This window comes from Streptococcus parasanguinis (genome assembly GCF_016648855.1).
GTDB classification, from domain to species: Bacteria; Bacillota; Bacilli; order Lactobacillales; family Streptococcaceae; genus Streptococcus; species Streptococcus parasanguinis_L.
In genome coordinates this window covers 48,266-73,737 of sequence record NZ_JACLQU010000001.1, presented here as the reverse complement: position 1 = coordinate 73,737, position 25,472 = coordinate 48,266, and the positions used below count along the sequence as shown (strand labels likewise).

Sequence of the window (25,472 nt, the reverse complement as noted above, 5' to 3'; positions counted from 1 at the left end):
CTTGCGCTATCAAAAAAACCACCCGAAGGTGGCTTTCCTTAATTCTTAGGTTCAGGTTTCCAAACCCATTCGGCTCCGTATTCTGCAAGGAGATCATCGGATGCAGTTGGTCCCATGGATCCAGACTTGTATTCATAGAGTGGTGCTCCATTTTCGGCCCATAGTTTTTCGATTCGGTCAATCAATTGCCATGAAGCACGAACTTCGTGCCAGTGGCTGTAATTGGTTGAGTCATTGTTCAAAACGTCAAAAATTAATTTTTCATACGGCTCTGGGGAAGCTCCAGTTGCAGTCGCATCTGTTTCGTAATCAAAGGAAATCGGTGCGATGCTGAATGTTTCTCCGACCTCTTTCCCGTTGATGCTCAATGAGAAACCTTCGTTTGGTTGGATATAAATGGTCAAGACATTTGGTTGCAAGCTATGTCCAAAGATGGAATCGGTTTGCTTGAAGACCACATTGACCATGGTTCCTTTTTGGGTCAAGCGTTTTCCGGTACGGAAGAAGAAAGGCACTCCGCGGAAGCGATCGCTATCAACAAAGAACGTACCAGAAGCATAGGTTTCTGTAGTAGATTCAGGGTCGACATTGGGCTCACTGCGATAAGAGATATCTTTTTTCCCTTCGATCGTACCTGAATGGTATTGACCACGGATAAAGAATTTCTTCAGTTCCTCATCTGTTGGATTGTGCAATTGCTCAAAAACTTTAACTTTTTCTGCCCGAATTGCATCCTTGGTAAAGGTAGCTGGTTTATCCATGGCAAGCAATGACAAAAGCTGAAGGGTATGGTTTTGCACCATATCTCGAAGGGCCCCAGAATGATCATAGTAGCCACCGCGTTCTTCAACTCCTAAGCGTTCAGCAAAGGTAATTTGGATGTTGTCAATAAAATCTCGGTTCCAAAGGTTATCAAAAATAAGATTTCCGAAACGAATGGCAAAGATATTTTGGATCATTTCTTTTCCAAGGTAATGGTCGATCCGGAAGATTTGTTCTTCATCAAAGGTTTCTTCCAATTCCTTGTTGAGCTGACTTGCAGTTTCCAAATCTGTACCGAAAGGTTTTTCAACGATCAAGCGCTCAAAGCCTTGCCCATCCACAATGCCTTCTGATTTGAGGTGTTTGGCAATGGTTCCAAAAAATTGAGGAGCCATGGACAAGAAGAAGACCTTGTTGTGTTCTGTTTGGTATTTTTCATCCAAGCTATTTTGCAATTCACGCAGGGCGATGTAATGTTCGGTATCATTGACATCGTGGCTTTGGTAGTAGAAATGACTAGCGAATTCTTGAGCTTGTTGTGGGCTATCTGCCAGATCTGTGATGGATTCTACCACAACTGATTCAAAGTACTCCTTGCTCCATGGTCTGCGAGCTGTTCCGATAACCGCAAAGTGTTCAGATAGATTTCCTGATTTATAGAGTCTAAAAAGGGATGGGTAGAGTTTGCGCTTGGCTAAATCTCCACTGGCCCCGAAAATGGTTACAATAACTTTTGAAGACATTTAAGTACCTATTTCCTATTTTATTAACCATATTTTACCATAAAATCTACAAGATTTCTTTGATGGAATCGTTGTTCCGAATATTTTCCGCTTGGATTAGAGGATTTGAGAGGAAAGCATAGAAAAAGCTAGAACCAATGTGGATTCTAGCTTGAGCTGTTATAAAATGTTTGGATCGACCACCGAAGAAACTTGGTGAATCCATCAGAATACGCGGTAGACATAAGGATTATCCGGTTTTGTAATGGTCTGGCAATCGCTAATGTGGAGGACAGGCAAGCTTTGCTTGAGCTGCTTGTGGTATTCAATGGACAAGGTTCCTTTCGCATGGATCCAGGTATTGTTTTCGAAATGCTGCGGAGCACCTGTCGTTAAGAGACCGTAGACGCCGGAATCTGCGATACAGTGGATGATCCCAAAGCGAAAGAGAAATTGGCTGTCCTTGTTATTGGGGTCATTGTATACAAAGCCGGTCAGTTCGATCGTCTTTCCTGCAAATTGGTCAGGATAATCATAAATAACTTCCATGACTTCCATGTAATTCTCAGTGGTCACCTGAATTACTTTTTTATCAACATATTTCTTTGCAGCCTGCTTCATTTCTGACTCATAGGCTGACTTGGTAAAATAGCTACTAGTATCTGGTTTGAGATACTGGGTTGTTGTCCCTTCGTCCTGCTGGATTTCCTTGGAAGAACCGGCTGCAACCGGGAAGTGGTAGCCTTTGGCAGAGACTGTTTGGGAATCCAGTGTCACTGTAGGGAAAAATAGCCCGACAAACAAAGGAATACAGAGCAAGAAGATACTCGCCACTTTTGCCCAGAAGCCAGAGAGATGACTGTGGATCTTCATCTGCTTGACCCAGATGATCAGCTGCACAAGAGCTAAAACAAAGGACAAGAACATGGAAATATAAGTCAAGTAAGAATAGTGTAAGTTGATGTATTGATTGAGCTTACCAGATAATTGCAGGTACATGGTGAGCTCAAAATAGCCAGCTAATATCAAGAAACGAATCATAGCACTACCCCCACAAACCAAGCATAAAGGAGCACAACTCCACTCACAATTCCGATAAATTGCCAGATAAAACGGGTCTTGAGATAATTTTTCATCATGAGGAGATTTTTGACATCAAGCATAGGCCCAATCACCAGAAAGGCAAGAACAGGCGCTACTCCAAAACTTGTTAGAAGAGAGGATCCAACAAAGGCGTCCGCCTCGCTACAAAGTGAGAGGAGAAAGGACAAGACCATGAGAAGGAGAATAGCAATAACCGGTGTCGCACTGATCGAAGTGAGGATCCGTGTTGGGACATAGACTTGGACGAGGCTGGCAAAGAGACAACCAAATACCAAGTAGCGTCCTGTATCAAAGAATTCATCAATGGCTTGCACCAAGACTTGAAAGAGCTTTTGGCCTTTGCTCAAGTCCCTAAAATCATGTTCATGTACAGCCTTACGATGTTCTTTTTGGATCGAATCTGTCTGAATAAAACCAAGAAAGATCCCTAGTACCGTTGCGACCAGTAGGGAACCAAGGGCGCGGTAGAGGGCCATCTTGACAGAATTCCCAAAGGCTGAGTAGGTCGCAAAGAGAACGATAGGATTGATGACCGGTGCTGTCACCAGAAAGGGAACAGCAGTATAACTTGGGACTTTCTTTTCTAGAAAGCGATTGATAATGGGAACAATCCCACATTCACAGGAAGGAAAGATAAAACCGATAAAAGTCCCAAAGAAGATCCGCCCAAATTTATTCTTGGGAAGAAAGCGGTAGACCCTCTCGGGGGTGATATAGACCTCGATAATCCCTGAAATGATACTCCCGATTAGGACAAACGGTAGGGCCTCGATAATAATCGAGAGAAAAATAGCCCCAGCCTGCAAGACGCTAGAGGGAAGGTGTTGAAAGAATGTCATTACTTAACCTTCTTTGCTTCTTTAGTTGTAGCAGTTTCTGCCTTCTTTTTTTCTTCGGGGAATTCGACTGTTTTTTCTACATCCGGAAAACTCGCAAAATTTTCAAACATTTTATCAAGATCATCTGTTTTTGAGAATTTAATAGCCATTGTTGGGCCTCCTTTTTATTTTCTTTCATTATAACAAAAAGGAAAGAGCAAGGGGGAAATGGAGCATAAAAGGAAGGATCCATAGGGTCAAAATTATTCTATGAAAAATCCCTGAAACAGAGACCAGAACAGGCGATCTCACCCCTTGATGGCAGCAAAATATGCTATAATAGAAGCTATGGATAAATATGAAAAAATAGCCCAAGAATTGGGTGTTAGCTTAAAACAAATCGATACCGTATTGAGTCTGACCGCAGAAGGCTCAACCATTCCCTTTATTGCTCGCTATCGAAAAGATCTAACGGGAAATTTAGATGAAGTAGCGATCAAGGCCATTATTGACCGGGACAAATCGTTAACGGCTCTGGCTGAACGAAAGGAAACCGTCCTTGCTAAGATTGAGGAACAGGGCAAACTGACAGAGGCGCTCAAGCAGGCTATTGAAGCTGCTGAAAAATTAGCGGATGTCGAAGAGCTCTATCTCCCTTATAAGGAAAAACGGCGGACCAAGGCGACGATTGCTCGAGAAGCAGGACTTTTTCCTTTGGCACGTCTCATTTTGCAAAATAGTCCAGACTTGGAAGCAGAGGCTCAGAAATTTACCTGTGAGGCCTTCCCAACTGAAACTGCGGCTTTAGCTGGTGCAGTGGATATTCTGGTAGAAGCTATTTCAGAGGATACCCAATTACGGGCCCTCACCTATCAAGAAATTCATGGGCATTCCCTCATGACGTCAACCTTGAAGGATGAAAGCTTAGATCCTAAGAGAACCTTTGAAATCTACTATGATTTTTCTGAGAAGATTAAGAATATGCAAGGCTACCGGACTCTAGCTCTCAATCGTGGGGAAAAATTGGGCGTTCTCAAAGTCGGATTCGAGCACCAACTGGATCGGATCATTCGTATTTTTGAGGCTCGTTTTAAAACGAAAAATGCCTATGTGGATGAGGTTATTCAACAAGCGGTTAAGAAAAAAATCGTTCCTGCGATTGAACGTCGGATTCGGACAGAGTTAACGGAGGTGGCAGAAGACGGAGCCATTCAATTGTTCTCTGAAAATCTACGGAATCTATTGCTCATTCCTCCATTAAAAGGGCGCGTGGTCCTTGGATTTGACCCAGCCTTTCGGACCGGTGCTAAACTAGCCGTTGTTGATGAGACAGGAAAGATGCTTGCCACCCAGGTCATCTATCCAGTTGCTCCTGCAAAACCAGCTCAGATCGAGCAGGCTAAAAAGGATCTATCCTCCTTGATCAAGGAGTTTAGCGTAGAGATTATTGCAATTGGAAATGGAACAGCCAGCCGTGAAAGTGAGGCCTTTGTCGCAGAGGTGCTTCATGACCATCCAGGAGTTCGCTATGTTATTGTCAATGAAAGCGGAGCCTCTGTCTATTCAGCTAGTGAGTTGGCCCGTCATGAGTTCCCAGAGCTAACCGTTGAAAAACGCTCGGCCATCTCCATTGCCCGTCGCTTGCAAGATCCGCTAGCAGAATTGGTGAAAATCGATGCCAAATCCATCGGTGTCGGTCAATACCAACACGATGTCAATCAGAAAAAACTGACAGAAAGCTTGGATTTCGTGGTAGATACTGTCGTCAACCAAGTTGGGGTCAATATCAATACGGCTAGTCCCTCTCTCTTAGCCCATGTAGCAGGACTCAATAAAACCATCTCTGAAAATATTGTGAAATACCGGGAAGAAGAAGGAATGATTCTTTCACGAGCACAGATTAAAAAAGTCCCTCGTCTCGGCGCCAAGGCTTTCGAGCAAGCGGCTGGATTCTTACGCATTCCTGAAAGTAAAAATATCTTGGACAATACCGGCGTTCACCCTGAAAGTTACAAGGAAGTTGAAAAACTTTTTCAACTTCTTGAAATTACCGACCTCGATGCATCCGCTCAGGAAAAATTAAAAGCTGTGAACATAAAGGAGATGTCTACTCAGCTGGATCTGGGACCAGAAACCCTGAAAGATATTATTGCCGATCTCCTAAAACCAGGTCGCGATTTGCGGGATTCCTTTGATGCACCCGTGCTCCGTCAGGATGTCTTGGATATTAAAGACCTCCATATAGGCCAAAAATTAGAAGGGGTTGTGCGCAATGTGGTTGACTTTGGGGCCTTTGTCGATATTGGCATTCACGAAGATGGCTTGATTCATATCTCCCATATGAGCAAGCAGTTTATCAAGCATCCAAGCCAGGTCGTATCAGTAGGTGATTTGGTAACCGTCTGGGTGAAGAAGATTGATGTGGAACGCGAAAAAGTCAATCTCAGTTTGGTAGCTCCGAATGAATCTGACTGAGTATGTACGCCAAGTATCCCTAGAAGATTTTGGGAGAGAATTCCGTCATCGAGCAGAGTGGAATTCACGTCTTCAAACCACTGGGGGTCGTTTCTTTCCCAAGGATCGACACCTTGATTTCAACCCGAAAATATACCAAGCTTTCGGGTTAGAGGTCTTTCGCAAAATCGTCCGCCACGAGCTCTGCCATTACCATCTTTACGATCAAGGTAAAGGGTATCGCCACAAAGATCTAGCCTTTAAGCAACTCCTCCAGCAAGTGGACGGTCTTCGTTTCACACCTCCTCTACCAGATAGAGCTGGGCGAGTCAAGCGGATCTATCTCTATCAATGTCCCCATTGTGGCCAAGAGTATAGACGAAAGCGAAAAATTGATCTAAAGAAATATGCCTGCGGTCGCTGTCGCAGCCGCCTGCAATTCCTTGAAATGAGACAAGAGTAAGAATCGGTCTTTAGGCGGATCTCTTTCCAGTTAGACTCTGCTAAAATAGGTCTAACTAGAAAGAGGAAAATCAAATGACATCATCATTTTACAAATTAAAACGACATCGCCTGGTTTCAGGTGTGCTAGCTGGCTTAGCCGATAAATTTGGTCTGAGTGTAACTCTCCTACGCTTCTTGTTTATTCTTTTCACGGTTTCTCATGCCTTTATCGGTGTGATTATCTACTTACTGTTAGATACGACCTTACCTTATAAGGACGAGGAGGAGCAGGAAATGTTTGACTATGGCCCTCGACCTCGTCGAAGAAAAGAGGCCGAACCCATCCATGATCAGAATGATAGTCCGTTCTTCTAAAAGGAGATTTGAGTGAAGCAGAAGTTCTATTACCTTGCTTTTATTCTATATCTCTTCTTCAGTTTTATAGGACAGTTTTTCATTTTAAATCGTGTTTTTGGAGAAGGAGTTGGAACAGTTTTGATCGGAATGCTTCTTTTTCCACTGGGTATTTGGAATAGTCTCTTCTACCTCTTGTTTCTGCCAACAGAAATGGCTAGAAAGTCACAAATTTATCGGTTTTCGATTTTATTTCTGCCGGTTTTGTATCTGATTTTCTCCTTGTTGGGGGGAGGACCTACTGCTTTTATGCTCGGCTTGATCGCATTTCCTTCAAATGCGGTGGTCTATGCAGTATCTACTGGAATCAAATCTATGATCAAAGATTTTTTGCAAGGCCAAGGCTAGAGCATTCTTCAGATGTTCCCATCATTTCCTAGAGGTTGAAGACCTTTGTCTTGACCTCTTTTTGCTTGCCTTAAAAAGGAGTTGAAAATGGATCTTTCAAATGACACTTCAGTCTCTCGTCTGAAGAGAAAATCTGCTATAATAGAGAGAGAATTTGAAAAGGGAGAATGATATGGCAGTTACTGTTCGCGATATACAGGAAAAGCTTCGTCTATCGGTTGTTTATGGGGATGATAGCCTCTTAAGCAAGGAAATTACGACTGCGGACATTTCACGTCCAGGTCTTGAAATGACGGGCTATTTCGACTATTACACACCTGAGCGGATTCAGCTTGTAGGAATGAAAGAATGGTCCTACCTGGTGAAGATGAGCTCTCACAACCGTCATCAGGTCCTGCGCAAGATGTTCCAGCCAGAGACACCTGTCATCATTGTCGCGCGGAATTTAGAAATTCCAGAAGAAATGTTGCGAGCTGCAGAAGAAAAGCAACTAGCCATTTTGAAGAGCAATGTTGCAACCAGTCGTTTATCTGGAGAGCTTTCTAGCTATTTGGATAGTCGGCTAGCAGAACGTACGAGTGTACACGGTGTCTTGATGGATATTTATGGGATGGGTGTCTTGATCCAAGGAGATAGCGGAATTGGTAAAAGCGAGACAGGTCTGGAACTTGTCAAGCGGGGACACCGCCTCGTAGCAGATGACCGAGTCGATATCTATGCGAGAGATGAGATGACCCTTTGGGGAGAGCCAGCTGAAATCCTACGCCACTTACTAGAGATCCGTGGTGTCGGGATTATCGATGTCATGAGCCTCTACGGAGCCAGTGCTGTTAAGGATTCTTCACAAGTCCAAATCGCCGTTTACTTGGAAAATTATGCCAAGGATCAGGTTTATGATCGTCTGGGTAATAATGCAGAAGAGTTAGAAATCGGTGGGGTGACCATTCCTCGGATTCGCATCCCTGTGAAGACTGGTCGGAACATTTCGGTCGTGATCGAAGCTGCAGCTATGAATGTTCGTGCCAAAGAAATGGGCTATGATGCCACCAAAACCTTTGAAGAACGTTTGTCCCAGTTGATTAGTCAAAATGAGGTGAAGGAATGAATCCAGTAGCCCTTCAATTAGGTCCGATCAGTATTCGTTGGTACGCAATTTGTATTGTCTCTGGCTTGATTTTAGCCGTTTATCTTTCTATGAAAGAAGCGCCCCGTAAAAAAATTGATCCAGATGATATCATTGATTTCATTTTGATTGCCTTTCCTCTTGCGATTGTGGGGGCCAGACTCTATTACGTTATTTTCGAATGGGGTTACTATAGCCAGCATCTTAGTGAGATTTTTGCGATCTGGAACGGAGGAATCGCGATTTATGGTGGCCTCTTGACAGGTGCCCTTGTCCTCTATCTATTCTCTCGTAGACGTTTGATTGAACCGATCGACTTTTTAGATATTGCGGCCCCAAGCGTCATGATTGCACAGAGTATTGGTCGCTGGGGAAACTTCTTTAACCAGGAAGCTTATGGAGCTGCTGTCAAAAGTCTCAACTACCTGCCCTCTTTTATTCGAGATCAAATGTATATAGATGGTAGTTACCGTCAGCCAACCTTCTTATATGAATCCAGTTGGAATCTGCTAGGATTTCTCTTGATCTTGATTCTTCGTAGGAAGCCCCAATTTTTGCGACAAGGTGAGATCACAGCCTTTTACCTTATCTGGTATGGTTTTGGTCGGATGATCATCGAAGGAATGCGGACAGATAGCCTGATGTTTGCGGGCTTACGTGTTTCCCAGTGGTTGTCGATGATCCTGATTCTAGTTGGACTCGCCATCATCTTTTACCAACGACGCAAAAAAGCCCCTTATTATGTAGAAACAAAGGAGTAACATATGTTTATTGAAATTGCATACGGCCTCTTAGGTCTTGCCTTAGTAGCGCTTGTCATTTATATGATTTTTTTCCTCTCAAAGATTGGAAAAGTTGTAGATGAGACGCAAAAAACGATCCAAGTTTTGACATCAGATGTCAATGTCACCTTGCATCAGACCAATGATCTATTGGCAAAAGTCAATGTTTTAACGGATGATTTGAATCAAAAAGTTGCAACAATTGACCCACTCTTTACAGCCGTGGCGGATCTTTCAGAGTCTGTTTCAGATTTGAATGATCAAGCCCGTCAATTAGGTTCCAAAGCTGTATCAGCTGGTGGAAAAACAGTGAAAGCCTCTATCGGATTAAAAGCGATTAAGATGGCTTCAAAATTATTTAAATAGAATCGAGGAAGAATATGGGACGTTTATCTAGTTTATTAATTGGTGTGATTTCAGGTGCTTCAGCAGCCTACTATTTATCAACAGAGCAAGGAAAGAAAGTCACTAAAAAAGTGGTGCGCTTCGTAAAAGACTATCAAGAAGATCCTCAAGAAGTACATGAATCGGTGAAACAAACTGCTAAGGATGTTTCAAAACAAGCAGCAGAAGTGATCCAACAAACCAAAGAAAAAGTTGGTTCTGGAGAAATTACGACAGGAACTGTTTTGGAATCTGTCAAAGAAAAGACGCAAGATGTGGTTGAAAAATCTCAAGAAGTCTATCACTCATTTAAGGATAAACTTCAAAAAGAAAATCTAAGCGGCAACGACTTGGTTAAATCCATTCGCAAACAAACAGAATCAGAAGACATCGTTTTAGAGTTGGGTGAAAAAGATTCTGAAGAAGCAGCTGAAGAAGAAACAAAAGAAGTATAAAAAAATGAGGCTCAGTGAGCCTCATTTTTTATGGAAGGTAAGATGGCAATTGGCAGTTAAGTTTTGTCTTCCAATTGTTATTCCAATTAAAAAAATTCGAGTAAATAAAAAAATCAGGAAAACCTGATTTTTATTTTTTTCGTTTATTGTAGTAAATTCGGAATCCTTGAATACTAGCAAAGCTAGAACCAATCGCTAAAGCAAACGCAAAGAAGGTATTCATTTTTGTTGCTAAAAAGATAAAACTAAATACAACCGTCAACACACAGAAAACAGCGATATTTAAAAAATATAGCAATTCACTTAATTGGGGTGTGGGTTCAACTTCAGGAGCATAGTCCTGAATAGGGGTTTCTTGGGTTTGTTTGGTTAATTCGATATAATCGAATTCTTCATCATAGTGTCTTAAATTTCTTACGGGCATTTTCTCTCTCCTAACAGTACTCTATTATTCTATCATGAATTCAGCTATATAAATGTTACAAAAATGTTACAAATTTTACAAAATGAATAAATTTTTCTAGAATATCGGAATTTTTGTTATAATGGTTCTATGAAAAATATTATTATTACAGCAACAGCAGAGAGTGTTGAGCAAGCGCAAGCCCTGATTGATGCAGGGGTTGACCGAATCTATGTCGGTGAAAAAGATTACGGATTACGATTGCCTCAAACTTTAAGCTATGACGAAATAAATCGAATTGCTCAACTAGTCCATGCTGCTGGCAAAGAATTGACAGTGGCTGTAAATGCACTCATGCACCAATCGATGATGGATTCAATCAAGCCTTTCTTAGACTTTTTGAAAGAAATTCAGGCTGATTATATTACTGTCGGAGATGCGGGCGTTTTTTATGTCTTGAAACGAGATGGCTATCCATTCAAAACCATCTACGATGCATCAACCATGGTCACTTCTAGCCGCCAGATCAATTTCTGGGGAAAACAAGCAGGAGCTTCTGAAGCTGTTCTGGCTCGTGAGATTCCATCTGCCGAATTATTCGTAATGGCTGAGAATCTTCAGATTCCAGCAGAAGTATTGGTCTATGGTGCTAGCATTATTCACCATTCGAAACGACCTCTTCTTCAGAATTATTACAACTTCATCAAGACAGAGGACTCTGTGACCAAAGATCGGGATCTGTTCTTGGCCGAGCCAGGAGATCCCAATTCTCATTATTCGGTCTACGAGGACAAACATGGAACCCATATCTTCTCAAATAATGACTTGAATATGATGACCAAATTGTCTGAGTTGGTAGAACATGGCTTTGATCATTGGAAACTCGATGGTGTCTACTGTCCGGGTGAAAACTTTGTCAAGATTACAGAGTACTTTGTCAAGGCCCGTGATTTGATTCAAAAAGGAACATTTACACAGGATCAAGCCTATCTGTTTGATGAAGAAATCCGCAAATTGCATCCAGCTAATCGTGGTTTGGATACTGGTTTCTATGATTATGAACCAGATCGTGTAAAATAATAAAAAAACTAGGGCTTCTTCGTTTGTGAGTTTTCCTTTTTCAGGGAACGAAGAGGCTATTCATCATATCGACAATCTTGTAAATTGGAGAAAACATGACAAATACAAAAAAACGTCCAGAGGTTTTGGTACCTGCTGGAACATTAGAAAAATTAAAAGTTGCCGTTAATTATGGGGCAGACGCAGTGTTCGTCGGTGGACAAGCCTATGGTTTGCGTAGCCGTGCTGGAAACTTTACCATGGATGAGCTTCGTGAAGGTATCGAATATGCGCATGCACGTGGCGTAGATGTACACGTGGCTTCGAACATGGTGACCCATGAGGGAAATGAACAAGGGGCTGGTGAATGGTTCCGTGAATTACGAGATATGGGCCTTGACGCCGTGATCGTCTCAGACCCGGCCTTGATTGAAATCTGTGCAACTTATGCACCTGGACTCAATATTCACTTGTCTACGCAAGCTTCTGCAACCAACGTGGAGACCTTCCATTTCTGGAAAGAATATGGCTTGACCCGTGTCGTCTTGGCCCGTGAGGTATCCATGGAAGAGTTGGCAGAGATCCGTAAGCGTACCGATCTTGAGATCGAAGCCTTCGTTCATGGAGCCATGTGTATTTCTTATTCCGGACGTTGTACCCTTTCTAACCACATGTCTGACCGGGATGCCAACCGTGGTGGTTGTTCTCAATCTTGTCGTTGGAAATACGATCTCTATGATATGCCATTTGGCCAAGAACGCAAGAGTATCAAAGGACAAGTCCCAGAAGAATATTCTATGTCAGCCGTGGACATGTGTATGATCGAAAATATTCCAGACATGATTGACAATGGGGTTGATAGCTTGAAGATCGAAGGTCGGATGAAATCTGTCCATTACGTATCAACAGTTGCCAACTGTTACAAGGCAGCTTGTGATGCCTATATGGAAAGTCCAGAAGCCTTTTATGCCATTAAGGATGATTTGATCAATGAATTGTGGAAAGTCGCTCAACGTGAATTAGCAACTGGATTCTACTACCAAACACCGACTGAAAATGAACAATTGTTTGGGGCACGTCGTAAGATTCCGCAATACAAATTTGTAGGAGAAGTGGTGGACTTTGATCCATCTACCATGACTGCGACGATTCGCCAACGGAATGTCATCAATGAAGGCGACCAAGTGGAATTCTACGGACCAGGCTTCCGTCATTTTGAATGCCAGATCCAAGACTTGCATGATAAGGATGGAGTGAAGATTGATCGCGCACCAAATCCGATGGAACTTCTTACGATCACCGTTCCACAAGAAGTCAAGCCAGGAGATATGATTCGTTCTTGCCAGGAAGGTTTAATCAATCTCTACTCAAAAGATGGGGCAAGTAAAACTGTTCGAGTATAACAAAAAAAGAGAGGGTTAAATCTCTCTTCAGAATATAGAAAAACTCTATTAGGACTAGAAAAACTTCTCCTTTAGAGTTTTTTCTTTATATAATTATGAAAAAAGATTGAAGAAAATTGTCAAAATGGACTTTTTCTTCAATCTGTATAATCAACTTTTAATTGAATGCATTCTGTTTGGTTTTATTCTTTTCCATAAAGGTAACGACTAGCAATTAACCAAGTAGCAATATACATTATCACGTTAACCAAAAATGCGACAACGATAACCATATTCCAATTATGGGATAAATTAGTAGTTAGAATCCCCATAATTGTTGTACCAAAAAGTCCACCAATTTGTTTGTTAGCGTTTAAAGTTGCACCAGCAATTCCAGATAATTCTTGACCAGCAGCTTCCATAAGAATGGTAGTAGTTGCTGGAGTTAACACTCCGATACCAAGGCTCATTAAAGAAAATAAAGGGATTAGGATGTATAGTTGAATTTCATGAAAAAGGACTCCAATTCCAAAAATTCCTGCTGCTCCTACAATGGCAAAAATAATTGAGACAGTAGCGAGGCTTCCCACGGAAAATCGTTTTACAACACGTGCGTAAAATAAATTACCAATAATTAAGACAATCATTCCTGGTAGAATGAGGAGTCCAGAAACCATTGAGGAGAGGTTTAAATAAGTTTGAAAATAAAGTCCTAGCACCAAAACAATACCATATAATGAAATGTTAACTACTAAACCTAACAGATTAGAGGCAATAAACTTAGCATTTTTTAATAGTTGGTGGGGAACAATAGGTGCTTTACTTTTTTTATCGTGGACTACTAAACCAACAGTAAATAATATAAACAGGAGAAGAAACAATAAAAGATTTAGGTTACTATAGCCATATTGATTCCCTTCAACAAGGTAAATAACTAGACTTCCGATAGTTGCAACAAGAAATATATTACTGAAAATGTCAATTCTAGTCTTTGGATTGGCAATATTGTTTTTCACAAGAAGTAATATTGAAATTACTGTCAAAATTCCCAATGGAATATTGATTAAGAAAATACCCCTCCATCCGAAGTAGTTAATAATTAGTCCACCAATAAAAGAACCAGTACCGGTTGCAACAGAAATAATTGCTGTCCAAATTCCTAACATACGTGCTCTTTTAGTAGAATCAGGGTATGAAATGAATAAAAGTGCTAATGAACTAGGCATAAACAAAGAAGCACCGAAACCTTGAACGAATCTAAGTATGATTAATGTTTCAATATTTGGTGAAAAAGAGCACCCAAATGAGGCAAGTGTAAAAATTGTCATTCCAAATAATAAAATTCGTTTAGCACCATATTTTGTTGTTAGATTTCCTGAAAGTAGGAGTAAAGAGCCTAAAGCTAGTGTATAGGCGTTAATAATCCAAATGGATTGCTCTAATGAGACGCTCATAGCTGTTTCAATATGGGGAACAGCAAGAACCACTCCGGTTGTATCTAGGACCGCCATAATGTATCCTAGTGAAAGAATAAAAAGTAGATAAGCTGGCGCTTTTGTATTTGTTTTTTTCATCAAGCTTCCTCCGTTATTTCATCAAACCAATTTTCATTTATCAATCAAAAGCAATATATTTAACTTTCTGAAAATATTTTACTTGAGTATATCCAGTGCCAAAGTATCTTCCATCAGCGCAACCGAGAATATCTTTGATACGGTCAAACTTAGTTGTAATATCCATAGTAATTTCCCCTTTCAAATGATATAATTAGCTTATCATGTAATAATTTCTGAAACAAGAAGGGAAAAAAAGTATAGTAACTATCAAAAAAGGAGGAAATGAATGGAGACTTGCAAGAAGCAATCTTTGAAAAAATCAATTTGTCCAGCAAGAAGGGTCTTGAATTTACTAAAAGGTAAATTTACTCTTGAGATCTTATCTGAAATTATTGATGGTAATATACATTATAGTAGTCTTTTGCGTAGTGTAGAAGGTATTAATCCTAGAATATTAGCTCAACGATTACATGATTTTGAGCAAGAAGGTATTTTATCAAGAAAAGTTTTACCGACATCGCCTCCACAGGTTGAATATAAAATGACAAAAAAAGGTATTGCTCTAAGAAGTATCGTTGAAGAAATGAAAAAATGGGAGCATACTTATGGTGATTAGAGATTAGATTGAATTTACATAATTTATTACTAATATTTTTCTTTAAATAGATAATGTAATTATGAAAGATTTGGTGACCTTTTTAATCAAGGCAACGTCAATACTAGTAGTATGTACTGGAACTTTAACTTTTTACTAGGTTCAAAAGTTAAAGTTAAAATTTGATAGAATTTTTTTGATACTCTAATAAATTTAGAAATGAGATTAAAAGTAATAAAAACAAACGCCAAAAATGACGTTTGTTTTCAATATAAAAGAGAGGGTTAAACCTCTCCTTTTTGTTGAGCGATGCGAATATTATTGGGGACCAAACTGATTTTCTGAATCTCAGAAATCCGAATAATCGTGGACATACTCTTTTTAAAATTTTTCACGATCAGTTGTCGGCGTTCTTGGTCATACTTGACAATATCGCCTGTAAAACTCTTGTTTGAAAAAATAACATGAACCCCTTGTTTTTTTCGCAATGCTTGTTGAATGATTTCAATAATTCTCTCATCTTCTAATGGGGCAGGGGTACTGACTTTTCCATTGAAAAATTCATTTGCTCGGTCTTTAACGATCTCGAGAAATTTTTTCATAGCTAAATTCTCCATAACTTGATACAATATATTATAGATAATTTCAACGATTTTGTAAATGATTTACGAATAATAGAGATGAGAAGGCAAGAAAGGAGTCGTGAAATGGCAGAATTTTCATTCCAAATCGAAGAACATCTACTGGTCTTGTCAGAAAATGACAAGGGTTGGACCAAGGAATTGAACCGTGTAAGTTTTAACGGTGCTCCAGCTAAGTATGATATCCGGACCTGGAGTCCCGACCATACAAAGATGGGGAAAGGCATTACACTCACGAACGAAGAGTTTCAAGTTATGCTCGATGCATTTAAAAATTAAAATAAAAAAGAGGTCCTTCAAGGACTTCTTTTTGTTATAGTCTAAGACTATATAGATGTCAAAGATATTAGATTATCCCAACCCCTTGTTTATCAGGTGTTAGACTGCTATAATGGTTGCATTGATGAATTAATGTAAAACTTATAGGAAAGAGGAATTCATATTGACACATACACATGCACCTTATCGCATAGACCATGTTGGTTCATTCCTTCGTCCAGCAGCTTTGGTTCAAGCTCGTGAAGATTTCGCAGCTGGAAAAATCAGTCAGGCTGACTTAACAAAAGTAGAAGATCAGGCGATTCGTGACCTCGTTGAAAAAGAAATTGCTGCTGGTCTGAAGTCAGTAACGGATGGAGAATTCCGCCGTGCTTATTGGCATTTGGATTTCTTCTGGGGATTTGGTGGCATTGATCACGTCCAAGCTGAACAAGGCTATCAATTCCATGATGAAACGACCAAGGCGGACTCGGCACTTGTCGTTGGAAAAATTACAGGAGCCAATCATCCATTTGTAGAGCATTACAAGTTCTTGCGTGATCTTGTAGCAGATGTAGATGGTGTAGAACCTAAATATACCATTCCAGCGCCTGCGCAATTCTATTTTGAATTGATCCGTGATGCAGAACATGTAGAGCAATTGAATACCATCTATCCTGATTTTGCGGCTGTTCGTGAAGACATCAAGCAAGCCTATCTTCAAGTGATTCAAGATTTGTATGATGCAGGACTTCGGACACTTCAGGTAGATGATTGTACGTGGGGTGTCTTGGTAGACGATAATTTCTTGACGGCTTGGGGAGCAGCTCAAGGCAAGTCAAAAGATGAGGTTCGCCGGGAATTAGCTGATCTCTTCTTGACCTTTAACAACGATGTCTACCAAAATGTTCCAGCTGGTTTGACCGTCAATACACACGTTTGTCGTGGGAACTTCCATTCTACCTGGGCTTCATCAGGTGGCTATGCACCGATTGCAAAAGAACTCCTTGGAGAAGAAGCGGTCAATGCTTACTTCCTTGAGTTTGACACCGATCGTGCTGGTGGTTTTGAACCACTTGCAGAAGTGACCCCTGGAAAAGGAGTGGTGTTAGGCCTCTTGACATCTAAGAGTGGTCAACTGGAGAACAAGGATGAAGTCATCGCTCGTATTAAAGAAGCGAGTCAGTATGTACCTTTAGAAAATCTTTACCTGTCTACTCAGTGTGGCTTTGCTTCAACAGAAGAAGGAAACATTTTGACAGAAGAAGACCAATGGAAAAAAATCGGTTTGATTAAGGAAATTGTCGCTGAAGTTTGGGGCGAATAAGGAGGAAGAAACATGTCAGATTTACTAAGTATTTATAAAGAATTGCAAGCTAAAAAATGGGTGGACTTGAGTCACCAGATCAATGCGGAAAGTCCACACTTCCCAGCCCTTCCTGCTTTGCAACAAGAAGATCTCTTCACGCTAAAAGATGGTTTCCATGTTCAAAAATTTACAGTGGTTGGTCAATACGGTACGCATATCGATGCACCAATTCACTTTGTAGAAGGTGGTCGTTGGTTAGATGAGATTGCCCTTAAAGATCTCCTCTTGCCACTCTATGTTATCGACAAGTCTAAAGAAGTTGCAGCCAATCCAAACTTTATCTTGAGCAAACAAGATATCTTAGACTTTGAAGCAGAGCATGGACAAATTGCTGAAGGTGCTTTTGTTGCCTTCCGTAGTGATTGGTCAAAACGTTGGCCGGATCAAGATGCTATGCGCAACCTTGATGAAAATGGGGTTCAACAAAGTCCAGGATGGAGCCGTGAAGCTCTGGAATTCTTGATTCATGAACGCCATGTCAAGGCTGTGGGGCATGAAACCTTTGATACCGATGCGGGTATTCCAGCAGCAGAGCATGGCTTGGTCAATGAATACTACCTCTTGGAACAAAATATCTACCAAGTTGAGGTTTTGAATCAATTGGATCAAGTTCCAGCTGTAGGTGCCTTGATTTCGATTGCTTTCCCTCATTGGGACAAGGCAACTGGTTCACCGGTTCGTGCCATTGCCATCTTACCATAAACAAAGAAAAAAGCTTGAAGTGTAACAACTTCAAGCTTATGTTTTATCTCATTGTCACAAATTCTTCGGATCCGGTTGGGTGAATGGCGACGGTTGCGTCGAAATCGGCTTTTGTCGCTCCCATCTTGATAGCAACTGCAAATCCTTGGATCATTTCATCGACTCCGTATCCAAGACCATGAAGGCCAACGACCCTTTCTTCGGGACCAGCAGTGATGAGTTTGAATTTTGCTTGCTGGCGGTGTTGGGTTACAGCAGTGTACATGGAAGCAAATTGAGAAGTATAGACTTTGATATTCTCTTTTCCATAAGTTTGCTGGGCTTCTTCCTCCGTTAGGCCAACGGTTCCGATAGCGGGGTGAGAAAAGACAACGGTCGGGATATTTGTATAATCCATTTTGGCATTGACTTTTCCATTGAATAGTCGTTCAGAAAGAGTGCGTCCAGCTTTAATAGCGACAGGGGTTAATTCTTTTTCTCCAGTGACATCCCCAAGAGCATAGATTCCTGGAATAACTGTATTCTGGTATTCATCCACTGCGATGAATCCTTTTTCATTTAAGGTGACGCCGGCAGCTTCTAAATTGAGATCCTGGACATTTGGTTTTCGTCCTGTTGCCCAGATAACATGATCTGCCACGTGGCTAGTCATATCCTCAAAATAAATCTTCACACGACCGTCTTCTAATTTTTCAAGCTTCATGGGAACCTTATGTTTATGAAGCGGAAGGTTTTGTTTTTCCATTTCTTCCATTAAGCCATCGACAATGTAGGAATCAAACTTTCTTAAGGGACGATCACCGCGAACGAAGAGATCGGTCTGAACACCAAGGGCATGGAGCACACCGGCTAGTTCCACTGCGATGTAGCCAGCTCCAATAATGGCAACAGATGTAGGGAGTTCTTCCCAAGCAAAGACATCGTCAGAAGTTTCGCCAAATTCAGCTCCAGGAACAGAAGGGATAAAAGGATGGGCACCGGTCGCAATCACGATATGCTTCGCCTTAATGGTTTCCCCATTTACCTCAATCGTATGAGCATCCACAAAACGGGCACGTCCTTCAATTCGTTCAACCCCATTGCGTTTGAAACTGCCATCATAAGAATTACGGGAACGGTCAATATAGGCTTCGCGATTTTTTCTTAAGGTTGCAAAATCAAATTTTGTCTGTTCAGAAGTAAATCCATAGTCTGGTCCATAATCGCGAATTGCTTCTGCAATTTGTGCACCATACCACATAATCTTTTTAGGCACACATCCTCTGTTGACACAGGTGCCACCCAATTGTTTTTCTTCAATGACAGCTGCACGGGCTCCGTGCTCCCCAGCCCGGTTCATCGTAGCGATTCCTCCACTACCTCCACCGATTGAAATAATATCAAATTCTTTCATGTTTTCCTCCTAAATGGGATTTCAGTTTGATTGTAATATCAACTGTTACAAAAGTCAAGGGTTTAGCATGTTACCAAGTATTTAAATTTCATTTTGCTGTGTCAATTTTAGATAGAAAAGTAAGGAAATATGGTATACTATGGTATAGAATAAAACGCTTTCTTTGATGGAGAAAAACGATGAAGAAATTGAAAAAATGGCAACTATTTACAGCTGCAGGTGCAGCAATTGTGGTGATTGGAACAGGAAGTGTGATGATGTTTTCGCATCCAAGTACTCCTGATCAAGCAATCACGAAAGAAACTCCAATGGTGCAAACAGTCAAGGATGGATCGATCGCTTCTTCGGTCTTGTTAACTGGGAAAGTCACTGCCAACCAGGAACAGTATGTCTATTTTGATGGAACCAAAGGGGATTTGCAGTCGATTTTGGTCAATGTAGGAGATCAAGTGACGGCCGGTCAGCCGATTGTTCAGTATAGCAGTACAGAGGCCCAAACCGCTTATGATGCAGCCGTTCGTGCTGTCAATAAGGCAGACCGTCAGTTAAATGACCTACTGACAAATGGTGTGACCATTGATACGACAGGAGATGAAGAAGCAGATGCCAAATCAGCTTCGCAGACACAACGAACAGTCGATTCCCAAGCTAGCGATTTACGAGATGCTAAGTCGGATGCAGTCGATAATATGAACAAGGCCAAAGCTCTTCTGGATGCGACAACAGTCAGGAGTAATACAGATGGTACCGTGGTCGAAGTCAATAAAGATGTTTCAAAATCGACTACAGGGACCAACCAAACTCTGGTTCACATTGTGAGCAACGGGAATTTACAAGTTAAAGGGGAATTGTCTGAATACAATTTGGCCAATATCTCTGAAGGTCAGGAAGTGGTCCTCACTTCCAAGGTTTATCCGGATAAAACCTGGACAGGAAAGATTTCTTATGTAGCCAACTATCCGACCGACGCGGGTCAAGCAGGTGCCAATGCAGCAGGTGGAACACAAGGAAGCGGTGGAGCCAAGTACCCATTTACAGTGGATATTACCAGTGAGATTGGGGAACTCAAACAAGGCTTTTCTGTCAATATTGAAGTCAAAAGTTCTACTCAACATCCCCTTGTTCCCGTGACAAGTGTCATGGCTGATGGGGATACGAGCTATGTATGGACGGTCGAAAATGGCAAGGCTAAGAAAGTAAAAGTGACGCTTGGTAACGCCGATGCTGAAAACCAGGAAATCTTGTCAGGCTTGAAGAAAGATGCTCAAGTTATTGTGAATCCTAATGAGAAACTGGAAGATGGAAAAGAGATCGGAAAATATGACAAAATTGATTGAACTAAAAGGAATCAATAAAACCTATAAAAACGGAGACCAAGAACTTCGTGTCTTAAAAGACATCGATTTAGAAGTCGAAGAGGGAGAATTTGTAGCCATTATGGGTCCATCTGGCTCAGGGAAATCGACCTTGATGAACGTCATTGGCTTGTTGGACCGCCCGACCAGTGGAGAGTATTTCCTAGAAGGTCAGGAGGTTGGAAATCTCAGTGAGAAAAAATTAGCACGTGTTCGAAATGAACAGATCGGTTTTGTCTTTCAACAATTCTTTCTTCTTTCCAAGCTCAATGCCTTTCAAAATGTAGAACTGCCTCTCATTTATGCGGGAGTTCATCCAGCTAAACGGAAGGAATTAGCTGAGCAGTACCTTGAAAAGGTAGAGCTCCATTCTCGCATGCACCATTTGCCTTCAGAACTCTCAGGAGGTCAAAAACAGCGGGTTGCGATTGCCCGAGCCCTTGTCAATCAGCCAGCCATCGTCTTAGCAGATGAGCCGACTGGTGCCCTAGATACCAAGACGGGGGAGCAAATAATGGACTTGTTAACCAAGTTAAACCAAGAAGGAAAAACCATTATCATGGTTACACACGAGCCAGAAATTGCAGCCTTTGCGCATCGTCGCATCGTCATTCGTGATGGAGTGATCTCCTCAGATAGCAAGCTGGAAAGGGGGACCTAATGCAAAATTGGAAATTTGCGATCAGCTCAATTATGAGCCATAAATTACGGTCTTTCTTGACCATGGTGGGGATCATTATTGGGGTCGCTTCTGTCGTTGTCATCATGGCTCTGGGAGATGGTATGAAAGCTGGTGTCACCAAGACCTTCACCAAGGACCAAGAGTATGTACAAATCTCTTATTCTCCCAACAAGAGTGGCTATGTGACTGGGATCAATATTGGTCCTTCTGATGATACTGGAGAAGGAGAAGGCGGAGGCGAAAGTGGCCCTGCAGCTGAAGACCGAGGGATGGCTGCTCCATCGGATATGGATGGGGAAAACGCTGAAGATGTTGATGGTCAAGTCCAAGAAGCACCACCAGTTGTGCAAGAATCTTGGGTTAAGGAATTAACCAAGATTCAAGGCATCGATGGTTACTATGTTAGCAATACCTCCAATGCAACCATTGCTTTTCAAAAGAAAAAAGCAGAAGGGGTAAACATCCAAGGGGTAAATGAAACCTATTTTTCTGTCAAAAAGGTTGAGCTCTTATCTGGGCGAAAATTAACCCCTTCAGACTATAGTAATTTCTCCCGGGTGGTGCTCCTTGATGAAGGATTGGCCCAACAATTATTTGGAACGGAGAATCCACTGAATCAGGTGGTCTCTGTTGGGGATAACAATTATCGCGTCGTTGGTATTTTCAAGGATCCAAATGCAGGAACAGCTCTTTACGGAGCTTCCTCAGGTGGAAGTGCCTTGATGGCCAATACCCAGCTGGCATCTGAATTCGGAACCGATGAAATTCAAAATATTGTCGTCCATGTACCGGATGTGAAAGAAATCAAATCCGTTGGGATCGAGGCTGCTCAAAAGTTAACAGAACTTTCAGGTGTTCGCCAAGGAGAATTTCAAATCTTTAATTTGGATAGCATACTTGAGGAAACCAATAAAGTAGTAGGAATTATGACATCAGTCATTGGAGCTATTGCTGGGATTTCCCTCTTAGTTGGTGGCATTGGAGTCATGAATATCATGTTGGTTTCTGTTACCGAGCGGACGAGAGAAATTGGTCTTCGCAAGGCCTTGGGAGCAACGAGAAGTAAGATTTTGGTCCAATTTTTGATTGAATCGATGGTCTTGACCATCATTGGTGGGCTAATTGGACTTGGCCTTGCATATGGTGTGAATAGCTTGATTACTACACTCGCTGCATCCTCCTTAGAAGGACCGCCGATTATTTCCTTAAATGTTGCTATCGGTAGTATTATTTTCTCTGCATTTGTTGGCATTATCTTTGGGATTTTACCAGCAAATAAGGCTTCTAAGTTAAACCCTATCGAAGCACTGCGTTATGAATAAAAATAGGAGCGAGTCAGGATGAATGGTTTAAGATTCACCACGCTCCTTTTTTGTACTCTTGTCGAACCCGTTTCAATCATATTGCCTTATACAGGTTAAACGGATTGAGCAGTCAAGGACGGTGTTCAAATGTTTTTGAGTATTCATTCAGGAAGCTGCATTTTTTCTTCTACCTTATTTTTGTTTAATTGGTAAATATTAGTGAATTTCTGGCCTAAATATGATAGAATAGGGAAGAATAACTTAGGAGGTTCCAAATGACTACTGAACATATGGAAGAATTGAATGACCAGCAGATTGTCCGTCGTGAGAAAATGGCGGCCCTTCGTGAACAAGGAATCGATCCATTTGGAAAGCGATTCGAACGTACTGCAAATTCAGGTCAATTAAAAGAAAAATATTCAGAATTAGATAAAGAACAACTCCACGACTTGAACGAAACAGCTATTATTGCCGGTCGTCTTGTAACAAAACGTGGAAAAGGAAAGGTTGGCTTTGCCCATCTTCAAGACCGTGAAGGTCAAATTCAGATCTACGTTCGTAAGGATGCAGTTGGAGAAGAAAACTACGAGATCTTCAAAAAAGCAGACCTTGGTGATTTCCTTGGTGTTGAAGGGGAAATCATGCGCACAGACATGGGTGAACTTTCGATTAAAGCAACTCATATCACTCACTTGTCAAAAGCCCTTCGTCCTTTGCCTGAAAAATTCCACGGACTTTCAGACGTTGAAACCATCTATCGCAAACGTTATTTGGATTTGATTTCAAACCGTGAAAGCTTCGAACGTTTTGTAACCCGTTCAAAAATTATCTCTGAAATCCGTCGTTATTTAGATGGTCAAGGATTCCTTGAAGTGGAAACACCAGTGCTTCACAATGAAGCTGGTGGTGCGGCTGCCAAACCATTTATCACTCACCACAATGCGCAAAATATTGACATGGTGCTTCGTATCGCGACTGAGCTTCACTTGAAACGTTTGATTGTTGGTGGGATGGAACGCGTCTATGAAATTGGACGGATCTTCCGTAACGAGGGAATGGATGCTACTCACAACCCTGAATTCACTTCGATCGAAGTCTACCAAGCTTACGCTGACTTCCACGATATCATGGACTTAACAGAAGGCATTATCCAACATGCTGCGAAAGCGGTCCATGGTGATGGTCCAATTGACTATCAAGGAACAGAAATCAAAATCAACGAACCATTCAAACGGGTTCACATGGTTGATGCGATCAAAGAAATCACAGGTGTTGACTTCTGGCAAGACATGACCTTTGAAGAAGCTGTAGCACTTGCAAACGAAAAACATGTACCAGTTGAAAAACACTACACAGAAGTGGGACAAATTATCAATGCCTTCTTCGAAGAATTCGTTGAAGAAACCTTAACACAACCAACTTTTGTTTACGGTCACCCAGTAGCAGTGTCCCCATTGGCTAAGAAAAATCCAGAAGATCCACGCTTCACTGACCGTTTCGAACTCTTCATCATGACCAAAGAGTATGCGAATGCCTTCACGGAATTGAATGATCCGATCGATCAATTGCAACGGTTTGAAGCACAAGCGCGTGCGAAAGAATTGGGAGATGACGAAGCTACAGGCATCGACTATGACTATGTTGAAGCCCTCGAATATGGTATGCCACCAACAGGTGGACTTGGAATTGGTATTGACCGTCTCGTTATGTTGTTGACAAATGTAACAACGATTCGCGACGTCCTTCTCTTCCCAACTATGAAATAAGCTAAAAGAAAACACTGATCGCAAGATCAGTGTTTTTTAGTCTTCCATATAAGAGGTGTCGTTCCAAGTATCTAAGTGATAATGCTCAAAATCATCTGTTGTCAGAATCGTCACGCTGGCATTATCTAGTCCGCCATTTTTGCGGAGTTCTCCTGTTTCATAACCAAGCAAGGTTCGAATAGAAGCTGTCAAATTAGCCCCATGTCCAACGATGAGAACAATATCGAGCTCTTTTCCTTTCAGGCTTTTTATAAAATCACAGGTACGTTTGGTCGTTTCATAGACAGATTCTGCATCAAAGATTTCATTTTGAAAGCGGGCTAGGTTATGGCGAAAGGCATCCATTTGTTGGGGATAGATAGCTGAAATAGTAGAAATTTTAGCTCCTTCCAATTTTCCCAAATTCCACTCACGAAGAGCAGGCGTTGCTTGCAATTCTAGAGGTGTCTCCAATTGATCGAGGATGATCTGTGCGGTATGGACTGTTCGTGGCAGATCACTTGCAAAGGCTGCATCAAAAGGAACAGTAGCTAGGTGCTTTCCTAATTTTTCAAGCTGATGAATAGAGGCTGGTAACAGCGGAGAATCGCCATTTGATCCCTGAAAACGTCCTTCTTCATTCCATTCTGTCCGTCCGTGTCGAATAAAATATAGTTTCACAATCTTGTCTCCTTCTCTGTCATTATTCTAAAATATCTGCAAAAGTCGCTTGTACGAAGTCTGCTAGAAGTTGTGGTTTGATTTGAATACTATGGCCGATTTCCCCGGCAGATACGATCATGGTCTCTAACTGAAGGGCTGATTCATCGATAAAGATTGGGAAAGGATGCTTTTGACGAATGCCCACCGGATTATTGGCCCCATGAATATAACCTGTTGTCTTTTCGAGATCCTTTTGAGGAATCATAGCGACTTTCTTATTTCCCGATAATTTGGCCAATTTTTTCTCTGAAAGATGTTCCGTAATAGGAATGATCCCAATCACAGGACCCGTTTTATCTCCTTTGAGAGCTAGGGTTTTGAAAATAGTAGAGCGATCAATCCCTTCTGGTAAGATCCCTTCTAAAGCGTTGATTTGTAAGCCTACGTGCTCAATTTTTGCTTTAGTCAAGATCTGCTCGACTAAGGTTTTTTTCACTTTATTTTTTTTTGCCATGGCTTTCTCCTTTTCTCTTTTTCTCTACAAAATCAGATTTC

At 41.4% G+C, this 25,472-nt stretch carries 29 protein-coding genes; 18 read left to right on the top strand and 11 right to left on the bottom strand.

The features are described from left to right. Positions 1-38: 38 nt before the first annotated feature. The 4 genes from zwf to H7T92_RS00325 all read right to left on the bottom strand — a co-directional run bounded on the left by zwf (position 39) and on the right by H7T92_RS00325 (position 3,576). Positions 39-1,505 carry a glucose-6-phosphate dehydrogenase gene (zwf, locus tag H7T92_RS00340; protein WP_155199965.1) on the bottom strand — a complete coding sequence of 489 codons (1,467 nt, stop codon included), beginning with the start codon at positions 1,503-1,505 and terminating at the stop codon, positions 39-41. A 204-nt stretch (positions 1,506-1,709) separates the two neighbouring features. After that, entirely contained in the window at positions 1,710-2,525 is an 816-nt protein-coding gene (locus H7T92_RS00335; RefSeq protein ID WP_155199966.1) for a TIGR03943 family putative permease subunit, read from the bottom strand. Next, positions 2,522-3,427: a permease gene (locus H7T92_RS00330; protein WP_014713646.1), complete on the bottom strand. Its 906-nt coding sequence runs from the start codon at positions 3,425-3,427 to the stop codon at positions 2,522-2,524. Before H7T92_RS00330 ends, H7T92_RS00335 begins: the two co-directional genes overlap by 4 nt. After that, a complete protein-coding gene (locus tag H7T92_RS00325) occupies positions 3,427-3,576 on the bottom strand; it encodes an SPJ_0845 family protein (RefSeq protein WP_003008123.1) in 150 nt (49 codons plus the stop codon). Before H7T92_RS00325 ends, H7T92_RS00330 begins: the two co-directional genes overlap by 1 nt. Positions 3,577-3,724: 148 nt before the next feature. On the opposite strand from H7T92_RS00325, the gene H7T92_RS00320 reads away from it, so the two are divergent. The 8 genes from H7T92_RS00320 to H7T92_RS00285 all read left to right on the top strand — a co-directional run bounded on the left by H7T92_RS00320 (position 3,725) and on the right by H7T92_RS00285 (position 9,810). Beyond that, positions 3,725-5,881 carry a Tex family protein gene (locus H7T92_RS00320; RefSeq protein ID WP_375788153.1) on the top strand — a complete coding sequence of 719 codons (2,157 nt, stop codon included), beginning with the start codon at positions 3,725-3,727 and terminating at the stop codon, positions 5,879-5,881. Beyond that, positions 5,868-6,323, top strand: a complete 456-nt coding sequence (locus H7T92_RS00315; protein WP_201036691.1) for a SprT family protein — start codon at positions 5,868-5,870, stop codon at positions 6,321-6,323. Before H7T92_RS00320 ends, H7T92_RS00315 begins: the two co-directional genes overlap by 14 nt. A gap of 74 nt (positions 6,324-6,397) precedes the next feature. Then, positions 6,398-6,679: a PspC domain-containing protein gene (locus H7T92_RS00310; protein WP_003005023.1), complete on the top strand. Its 282-nt coding sequence runs from the start codon at positions 6,398-6,400 to the stop codon at positions 6,677-6,679. A 120-nt stretch (positions 6,680-6,799) separates the two neighbouring features. After that, positions 6,800-7,066 (top strand): hypothetical protein, encoded by a 267-nt coding sequence (locus H7T92_RS00305; protein ID WP_260314218.1) that lies wholly within the window; start codon positions 6,800-6,802, stop codon positions 7,064-7,066. 172 nt (positions 7,067-7,238) lie between these two features. Next, positions 7,239-8,171, top strand: a complete 933-nt coding sequence (hprK, locus tag H7T92_RS00300; RefSeq protein ID WP_003008114.1) for an HPr(Ser) kinase/phosphatase — start codon at positions 7,239-7,241, stop codon at positions 8,169-8,171. After that, a complete protein-coding gene (lgt, locus tag H7T92_RS00295) occupies positions 8,168-8,950 on the top strand; it encodes a prolipoprotein diacylglyceryl transferase (RefSeq protein ID WP_201036689.1) in 783 nt (260 codons plus the stop codon). The genes hprK and lgt overlap by 4 nt, the downstream gene beginning before the upstream one ends. Positions 8,951-8,953: 3 nt before the next feature. Continuing rightward, the gene (locus tag H7T92_RS00290; RefSeq protein WP_031573975.1) at positions 8,954-9,337 is read left to right on the top strand and encodes a DUF948 domain-containing protein; all 384 of its coding nucleotides are present in this window, start codon (positions 8,954-8,956) and stop codon (positions 9,335-9,337) included. Positions 9,338-9,351: 14 nt separating this feature from the next. Then, positions 9,352-9,810, top strand: coding sequence for a YtxH domain-containing protein (locus tag H7T92_RS00285; protein ID WP_201036688.1), 459 nt, complete (start codon positions 9,352-9,354; stop codon positions 9,808-9,810). A 130-nt stretch (positions 9,811-9,940) separates the two neighbouring features. On the opposite strand, the gene H7T92_RS00280 is transcribed toward H7T92_RS00285, so the two are convergent. Further along, a complete protein-coding gene (locus H7T92_RS00280; protein WP_201036687.1) occupies positions 9,941-10,234 on the bottom strand; it encodes a DUF3270 family protein in 294 nt (97 codons plus the stop codon). A 129-nt stretch (positions 10,235-10,363) separates the two neighbouring features. On the opposite strand from H7T92_RS00280, the gene H7T92_RS00275 reads away from it, so the two are divergent. Both H7T92_RS00275 and H7T92_RS00270 read left to right on the top strand, forming a co-directional pair. After that, a complete protein-coding gene (locus H7T92_RS00275; RefSeq protein WP_003015582.1) occupies positions 10,364-11,293 on the top strand; it encodes a peptidase U32 family protein in 930 nt (309 codons plus the stop codon). A 95-nt stretch (positions 11,294-11,388) separates the two neighbouring features. Next, a complete protein-coding gene (locus tag H7T92_RS00270; protein ID WP_003002878.1) occupies positions 11,389-12,675 on the top strand; it encodes a peptidase U32 family protein in 1,287 nt (428 codons plus the stop codon). A 182-nt stretch (positions 12,676-12,857) separates the two neighbouring features. Here the strand turns inward: H7T92_RS00270 and H7T92_RS00265 are convergent, their stop codons facing one another. Further along, positions 12,858-14,228 (bottom strand): MFS transporter, encoded by a 1,371-nt coding sequence (locus tag H7T92_RS00265; protein ID WP_201036686.1) that lies wholly within the window; start codon positions 14,226-14,228, stop codon positions 12,858-12,860. A gap of 40 nt (positions 14,229-14,268) precedes the next feature. After that, entirely contained in the window at positions 14,269-14,394 is a 126-nt protein-coding gene (locus H7T92_RS00260) for a 3-hydroxyacyl-ACP dehydratase (protein WP_013903887.1), read from the bottom strand. 102 nt (positions 14,395-14,496) lie between these two features. Between H7T92_RS00260 and H7T92_RS00255 the strand changes: the two genes are divergently transcribed. Beyond that, entirely contained in the window at positions 14,497-14,826 is a 330-nt protein-coding gene (locus tag H7T92_RS00255; protein ID WP_013903886.1) for a winged helix-turn-helix transcriptional regulator, read from the top strand. Positions 14,827-15,089: 263 nt separating this feature from the next. Here H7T92_RS00255 and H7T92_RS00250 read toward each other — a convergent pair whose 3' ends face one another. Next, positions 15,090-15,422, bottom strand: coding sequence for a hypothetical protein (locus H7T92_RS00250; protein WP_013903885.1), 333 nt, complete (start codon positions 15,420-15,422; stop codon positions 15,090-15,092). 90 nt (positions 15,423-15,512) lie between these two features. On the opposite strand from H7T92_RS00250, the gene H7T92_RS00245 reads away from it, so the two are divergent. The 3 genes from H7T92_RS00245 to H7T92_RS00235 all read left to right on the top strand — a co-directional run bounded on the left by H7T92_RS00245 (position 15,513) and on the right by H7T92_RS00235 (position 17,775). Then, complete coding sequence (locus tag H7T92_RS00245) at positions 15,513-15,725, top strand: YdbC family protein (protein WP_003002541.1); 213 nt, start codon at positions 15,513-15,515, stop codon at positions 15,723-15,725. A 163-nt stretch (positions 15,726-15,888) separates the two neighbouring features. Continuing rightward, positions 15,889-17,031, top strand: coding sequence for a 5-methyltetrahydropteroyltriglutamate--homocysteine S-methyltransferase (locus H7T92_RS00240; RefSeq protein WP_201036685.1), 1,143 nt, complete (start codon positions 15,889-15,891; stop codon positions 17,029-17,031). A 12-nt stretch (positions 17,032-17,043) separates the two neighbouring features. Then, positions 17,044-17,775: a cyclase family protein gene (locus tag H7T92_RS00235; protein WP_150906375.1), complete on the top strand. Its 732-nt coding sequence runs from the start codon at positions 17,044-17,046 to the stop codon at positions 17,773-17,775. Between the two features lie 43 nt (positions 17,776-17,818). On the opposite strand, the gene gorA is transcribed toward H7T92_RS00235, so the two are convergent. Beyond that, entirely contained in the window at positions 17,819-19,168 is a 1,350-nt protein-coding gene (gene gorA / locus H7T92_RS00230) for a glutathione-disulfide reductase (protein WP_201036684.1), read from the bottom strand. Between the two features lie 179 nt (positions 19,169-19,347). Here gorA and H7T92_RS00225 point away from each other — a divergent pair, with 179 nt between their 5' ends. From H7T92_RS00225 to lysS, 4 genes are all read left to right on the top strand, one after another. Continuing rightward, positions 19,348-20,505, top strand: coding sequence for an efflux RND transporter periplasmic adaptor subunit (locus H7T92_RS00225; RefSeq protein ID WP_155198819.1), 1,158 nt, complete (start codon positions 19,348-19,350; stop codon positions 20,503-20,505). Beyond that, positions 20,489-21,184, top strand: a complete 696-nt coding sequence (locus H7T92_RS00220; RefSeq protein WP_003002759.1) for an ABC transporter ATP-binding protein — start codon at positions 20,489-20,491, stop codon at positions 21,182-21,184. Before H7T92_RS00225 ends, H7T92_RS00220 begins: the two co-directional genes overlap by 17 nt. Then, positions 21,184-22,527, top strand: coding sequence for an ABC transporter permease (locus H7T92_RS00215; RefSeq protein ID WP_201036683.1), 1,344 nt, complete (start codon positions 21,184-21,186; stop codon positions 22,525-22,527). The genes H7T92_RS00220 and H7T92_RS00215 overlap by 1 nt, the downstream gene beginning before the upstream one ends. A 257-nt stretch (positions 22,528-22,784) precedes the next feature. Beyond that, positions 22,785-24,275, top strand: a complete 1,491-nt coding sequence (gene lysS, locus H7T92_RS00210) for a lysine--tRNA ligase (RefSeq protein ID WP_003016025.1) — start codon at positions 22,785-22,787, stop codon at positions 24,273-24,275. A gap of 36 nt (positions 24,276-24,311) precedes the next feature. Here lysS and H7T92_RS00205 read toward each other — a convergent pair whose 3' ends face one another. Both H7T92_RS00205 and H7T92_RS00200 read right to left on the bottom strand, forming a co-directional pair. Then, the gene (locus tag H7T92_RS00205; protein WP_201036682.1) at positions 24,312-24,935 is read right to left on the bottom strand and encodes a histidine phosphatase family protein; all 624 of its coding nucleotides are present in this window, start codon (positions 24,933-24,935) and stop codon (positions 24,312-24,314) included. Between the two features lie 22 nt (positions 24,936-24,957). Beyond that, positions 24,958-25,431, bottom strand: coding sequence for an aminoacyl-tRNA deacylase (locus H7T92_RS00200; protein WP_049507671.1), 474 nt, complete (start codon positions 25,429-25,431; stop codon positions 24,958-24,960). Between the last annotated feature and the right edge of the window lie 41 nt (positions 25,432-25,472).

What these genes read in the sequence shown, in the direction of transcription:
- zwf (WP_155199965.1), bottom strand. Translation starts at nt 1,505, where the DNA reads ATGTCTTCAAAAGTTATTGTAACCATTTTCGGGGCCAGTGGAGATTTA.
- H7T92_RS00335 (WP_155199966.1), bottom strand. Translation starts at nt 2,525, where the DNA reads ATGATTCGTTTCTTGATATTAGCTGGCTATTTTGAGCTCACCATGTAC.
- H7T92_RS00330 (WP_014713646.1), bottom strand. Translation starts at nt 3,427, where the DNA reads ATGACATTCTTTCAACACCTTCCCTCTAGCGTCTTGCAGGCTGGGGCT.
- H7T92_RS00325 (WP_003008123.1), bottom strand. Translation starts at nt 3,576, where the DNA reads ATGGCTATTAAATTCTCAAAAACAGATGATCTTGATAAAATGTTTGAA.
- H7T92_RS00320 (WP_375788153.1), top strand. Translation starts at nt 3,725, where the DNA reads ATGGCAGCAAAATATGCTATAATAGAAGCTATGGATAAATATGAAAAA.
- H7T92_RS00315 (WP_201036691.1), top strand. Translation starts at nt 5,868, where the DNA reads ATGAATCTGACTGAGTATGTACGCCAAGTATCCCTAGAAGATTTTGGG.
- H7T92_RS00310 (WP_003005023.1), top strand. Translation starts at nt 6,398, where the DNA reads ATGACATCATCATTTTACAAATTAAAACGACATCGCCTGGTTTCAGGT.
- hprK (WP_003008114.1), top strand. Translation starts at nt 7,239, where the DNA reads ATGGCAGTTACTGTTCGCGATATACAGGAAAAGCTTCGTCTATCGGTT.
- lgt (WP_201036689.1), top strand. Translation starts at nt 8,168, where the DNA reads ATGAATCCAGTAGCCCTTCAATTAGGTCCGATCAGTATTCGTTGGTAC.
- H7T92_RS00290 (WP_031573975.1), top strand. Translation starts at nt 8,954, where the DNA reads ATGTTTATTGAAATTGCATACGGCCTCTTAGGTCTTGCCTTAGTAGCG.
- H7T92_RS00285 (WP_201036688.1), top strand. Translation starts at nt 9,352, where the DNA reads ATGGGACGTTTATCTAGTTTATTAATTGGTGTGATTTCAGGTGCTTCA.
- H7T92_RS00280 (WP_201036687.1), bottom strand. Translation starts at nt 10,234, where the DNA reads ATGCCCGTAAGAAATTTAAGACACTATGATGAAGAATTCGATTATATC.
- H7T92_RS00275 (WP_003015582.1), top strand. Translation starts at nt 10,364, where the DNA reads ATGAAAAATATTATTATTACAGCAACAGCAGAGAGTGTTGAGCAAGCG.
- H7T92_RS00270 (WP_003002878.1), top strand. Translation starts at nt 11,389, where the DNA reads ATGACAAATACAAAAAAACGTCCAGAGGTTTTGGTACCTGCTGGAACA.
- H7T92_RS00265 (WP_201036686.1), bottom strand. Translation starts at nt 14,228, where the DNA reads ATGAAAAAAACAAATACAAAAGCGCCAGCTTATCTACTTTTTATTCTT.
- H7T92_RS00260 (WP_013903887.1), bottom strand. Translation starts at nt 14,394, where the DNA reads ATGGATATTACAACTAAGTTTGACCGTATCAAAGATATTCTCGGTTGC.
- H7T92_RS00255 (WP_013903886.1), top strand. Translation starts at nt 14,497, where the DNA reads ATGGAGACTTGCAAGAAGCAATCTTTGAAAAAATCAATTTGTCCAGCA.
- H7T92_RS00250 (WP_013903885.1), bottom strand. Translation starts at nt 15,422, where the DNA reads ATGGAGAATTTAGCTATGAAAAAATTTCTCGAGATCGTTAAAGACCGA.
- H7T92_RS00245 (WP_003002541.1), top strand. Translation starts at nt 15,513, where the DNA reads ATGGCAGAATTTTCATTCCAAATCGAAGAACATCTACTGGTCTTGTCA.
- H7T92_RS00235 (WP_150906375.1), top strand. Translation starts at nt 17,044, where the DNA reads ATGTCAGATTTACTAAGTATTTATAAAGAATTGCAAGCTAAAAAATGG.
- gorA (WP_201036684.1), bottom strand. Translation starts at nt 19,168, where the DNA reads ATGAAAGAATTTGATATTATTTCAATCGGTGGAGGTAGTGGAGGAATC.
- H7T92_RS00225 (WP_155198819.1), top strand. Translation starts at nt 19,348, where the DNA reads ATGAAGAAATTGAAAAAATGGCAACTATTTACAGCTGCAGGTGCAGCA.
- H7T92_RS00220 (WP_003002759.1), top strand. Translation starts at nt 20,489, where the DNA reads ATGACAAAATTGATTGAACTAAAAGGAATCAATAAAACCTATAAAAAC.
- H7T92_RS00215 (WP_201036683.1), top strand. Translation starts at nt 21,184, where the DNA reads ATGCAAAATTGGAAATTTGCGATCAGCTCAATTATGAGCCATAAATTA.
- lysS (WP_003016025.1), top strand. Translation starts at nt 22,785, where the DNA reads ATGACTACTGAACATATGGAAGAATTGAATGACCAGCAGATTGTCCGT.
- H7T92_RS00200 (WP_049507671.1), bottom strand. Translation starts at nt 25,431, where the DNA reads ATGGCAAAAAAAAATAAAGTGAAAAAAACCTTAGTCGAGCAGATCTTG.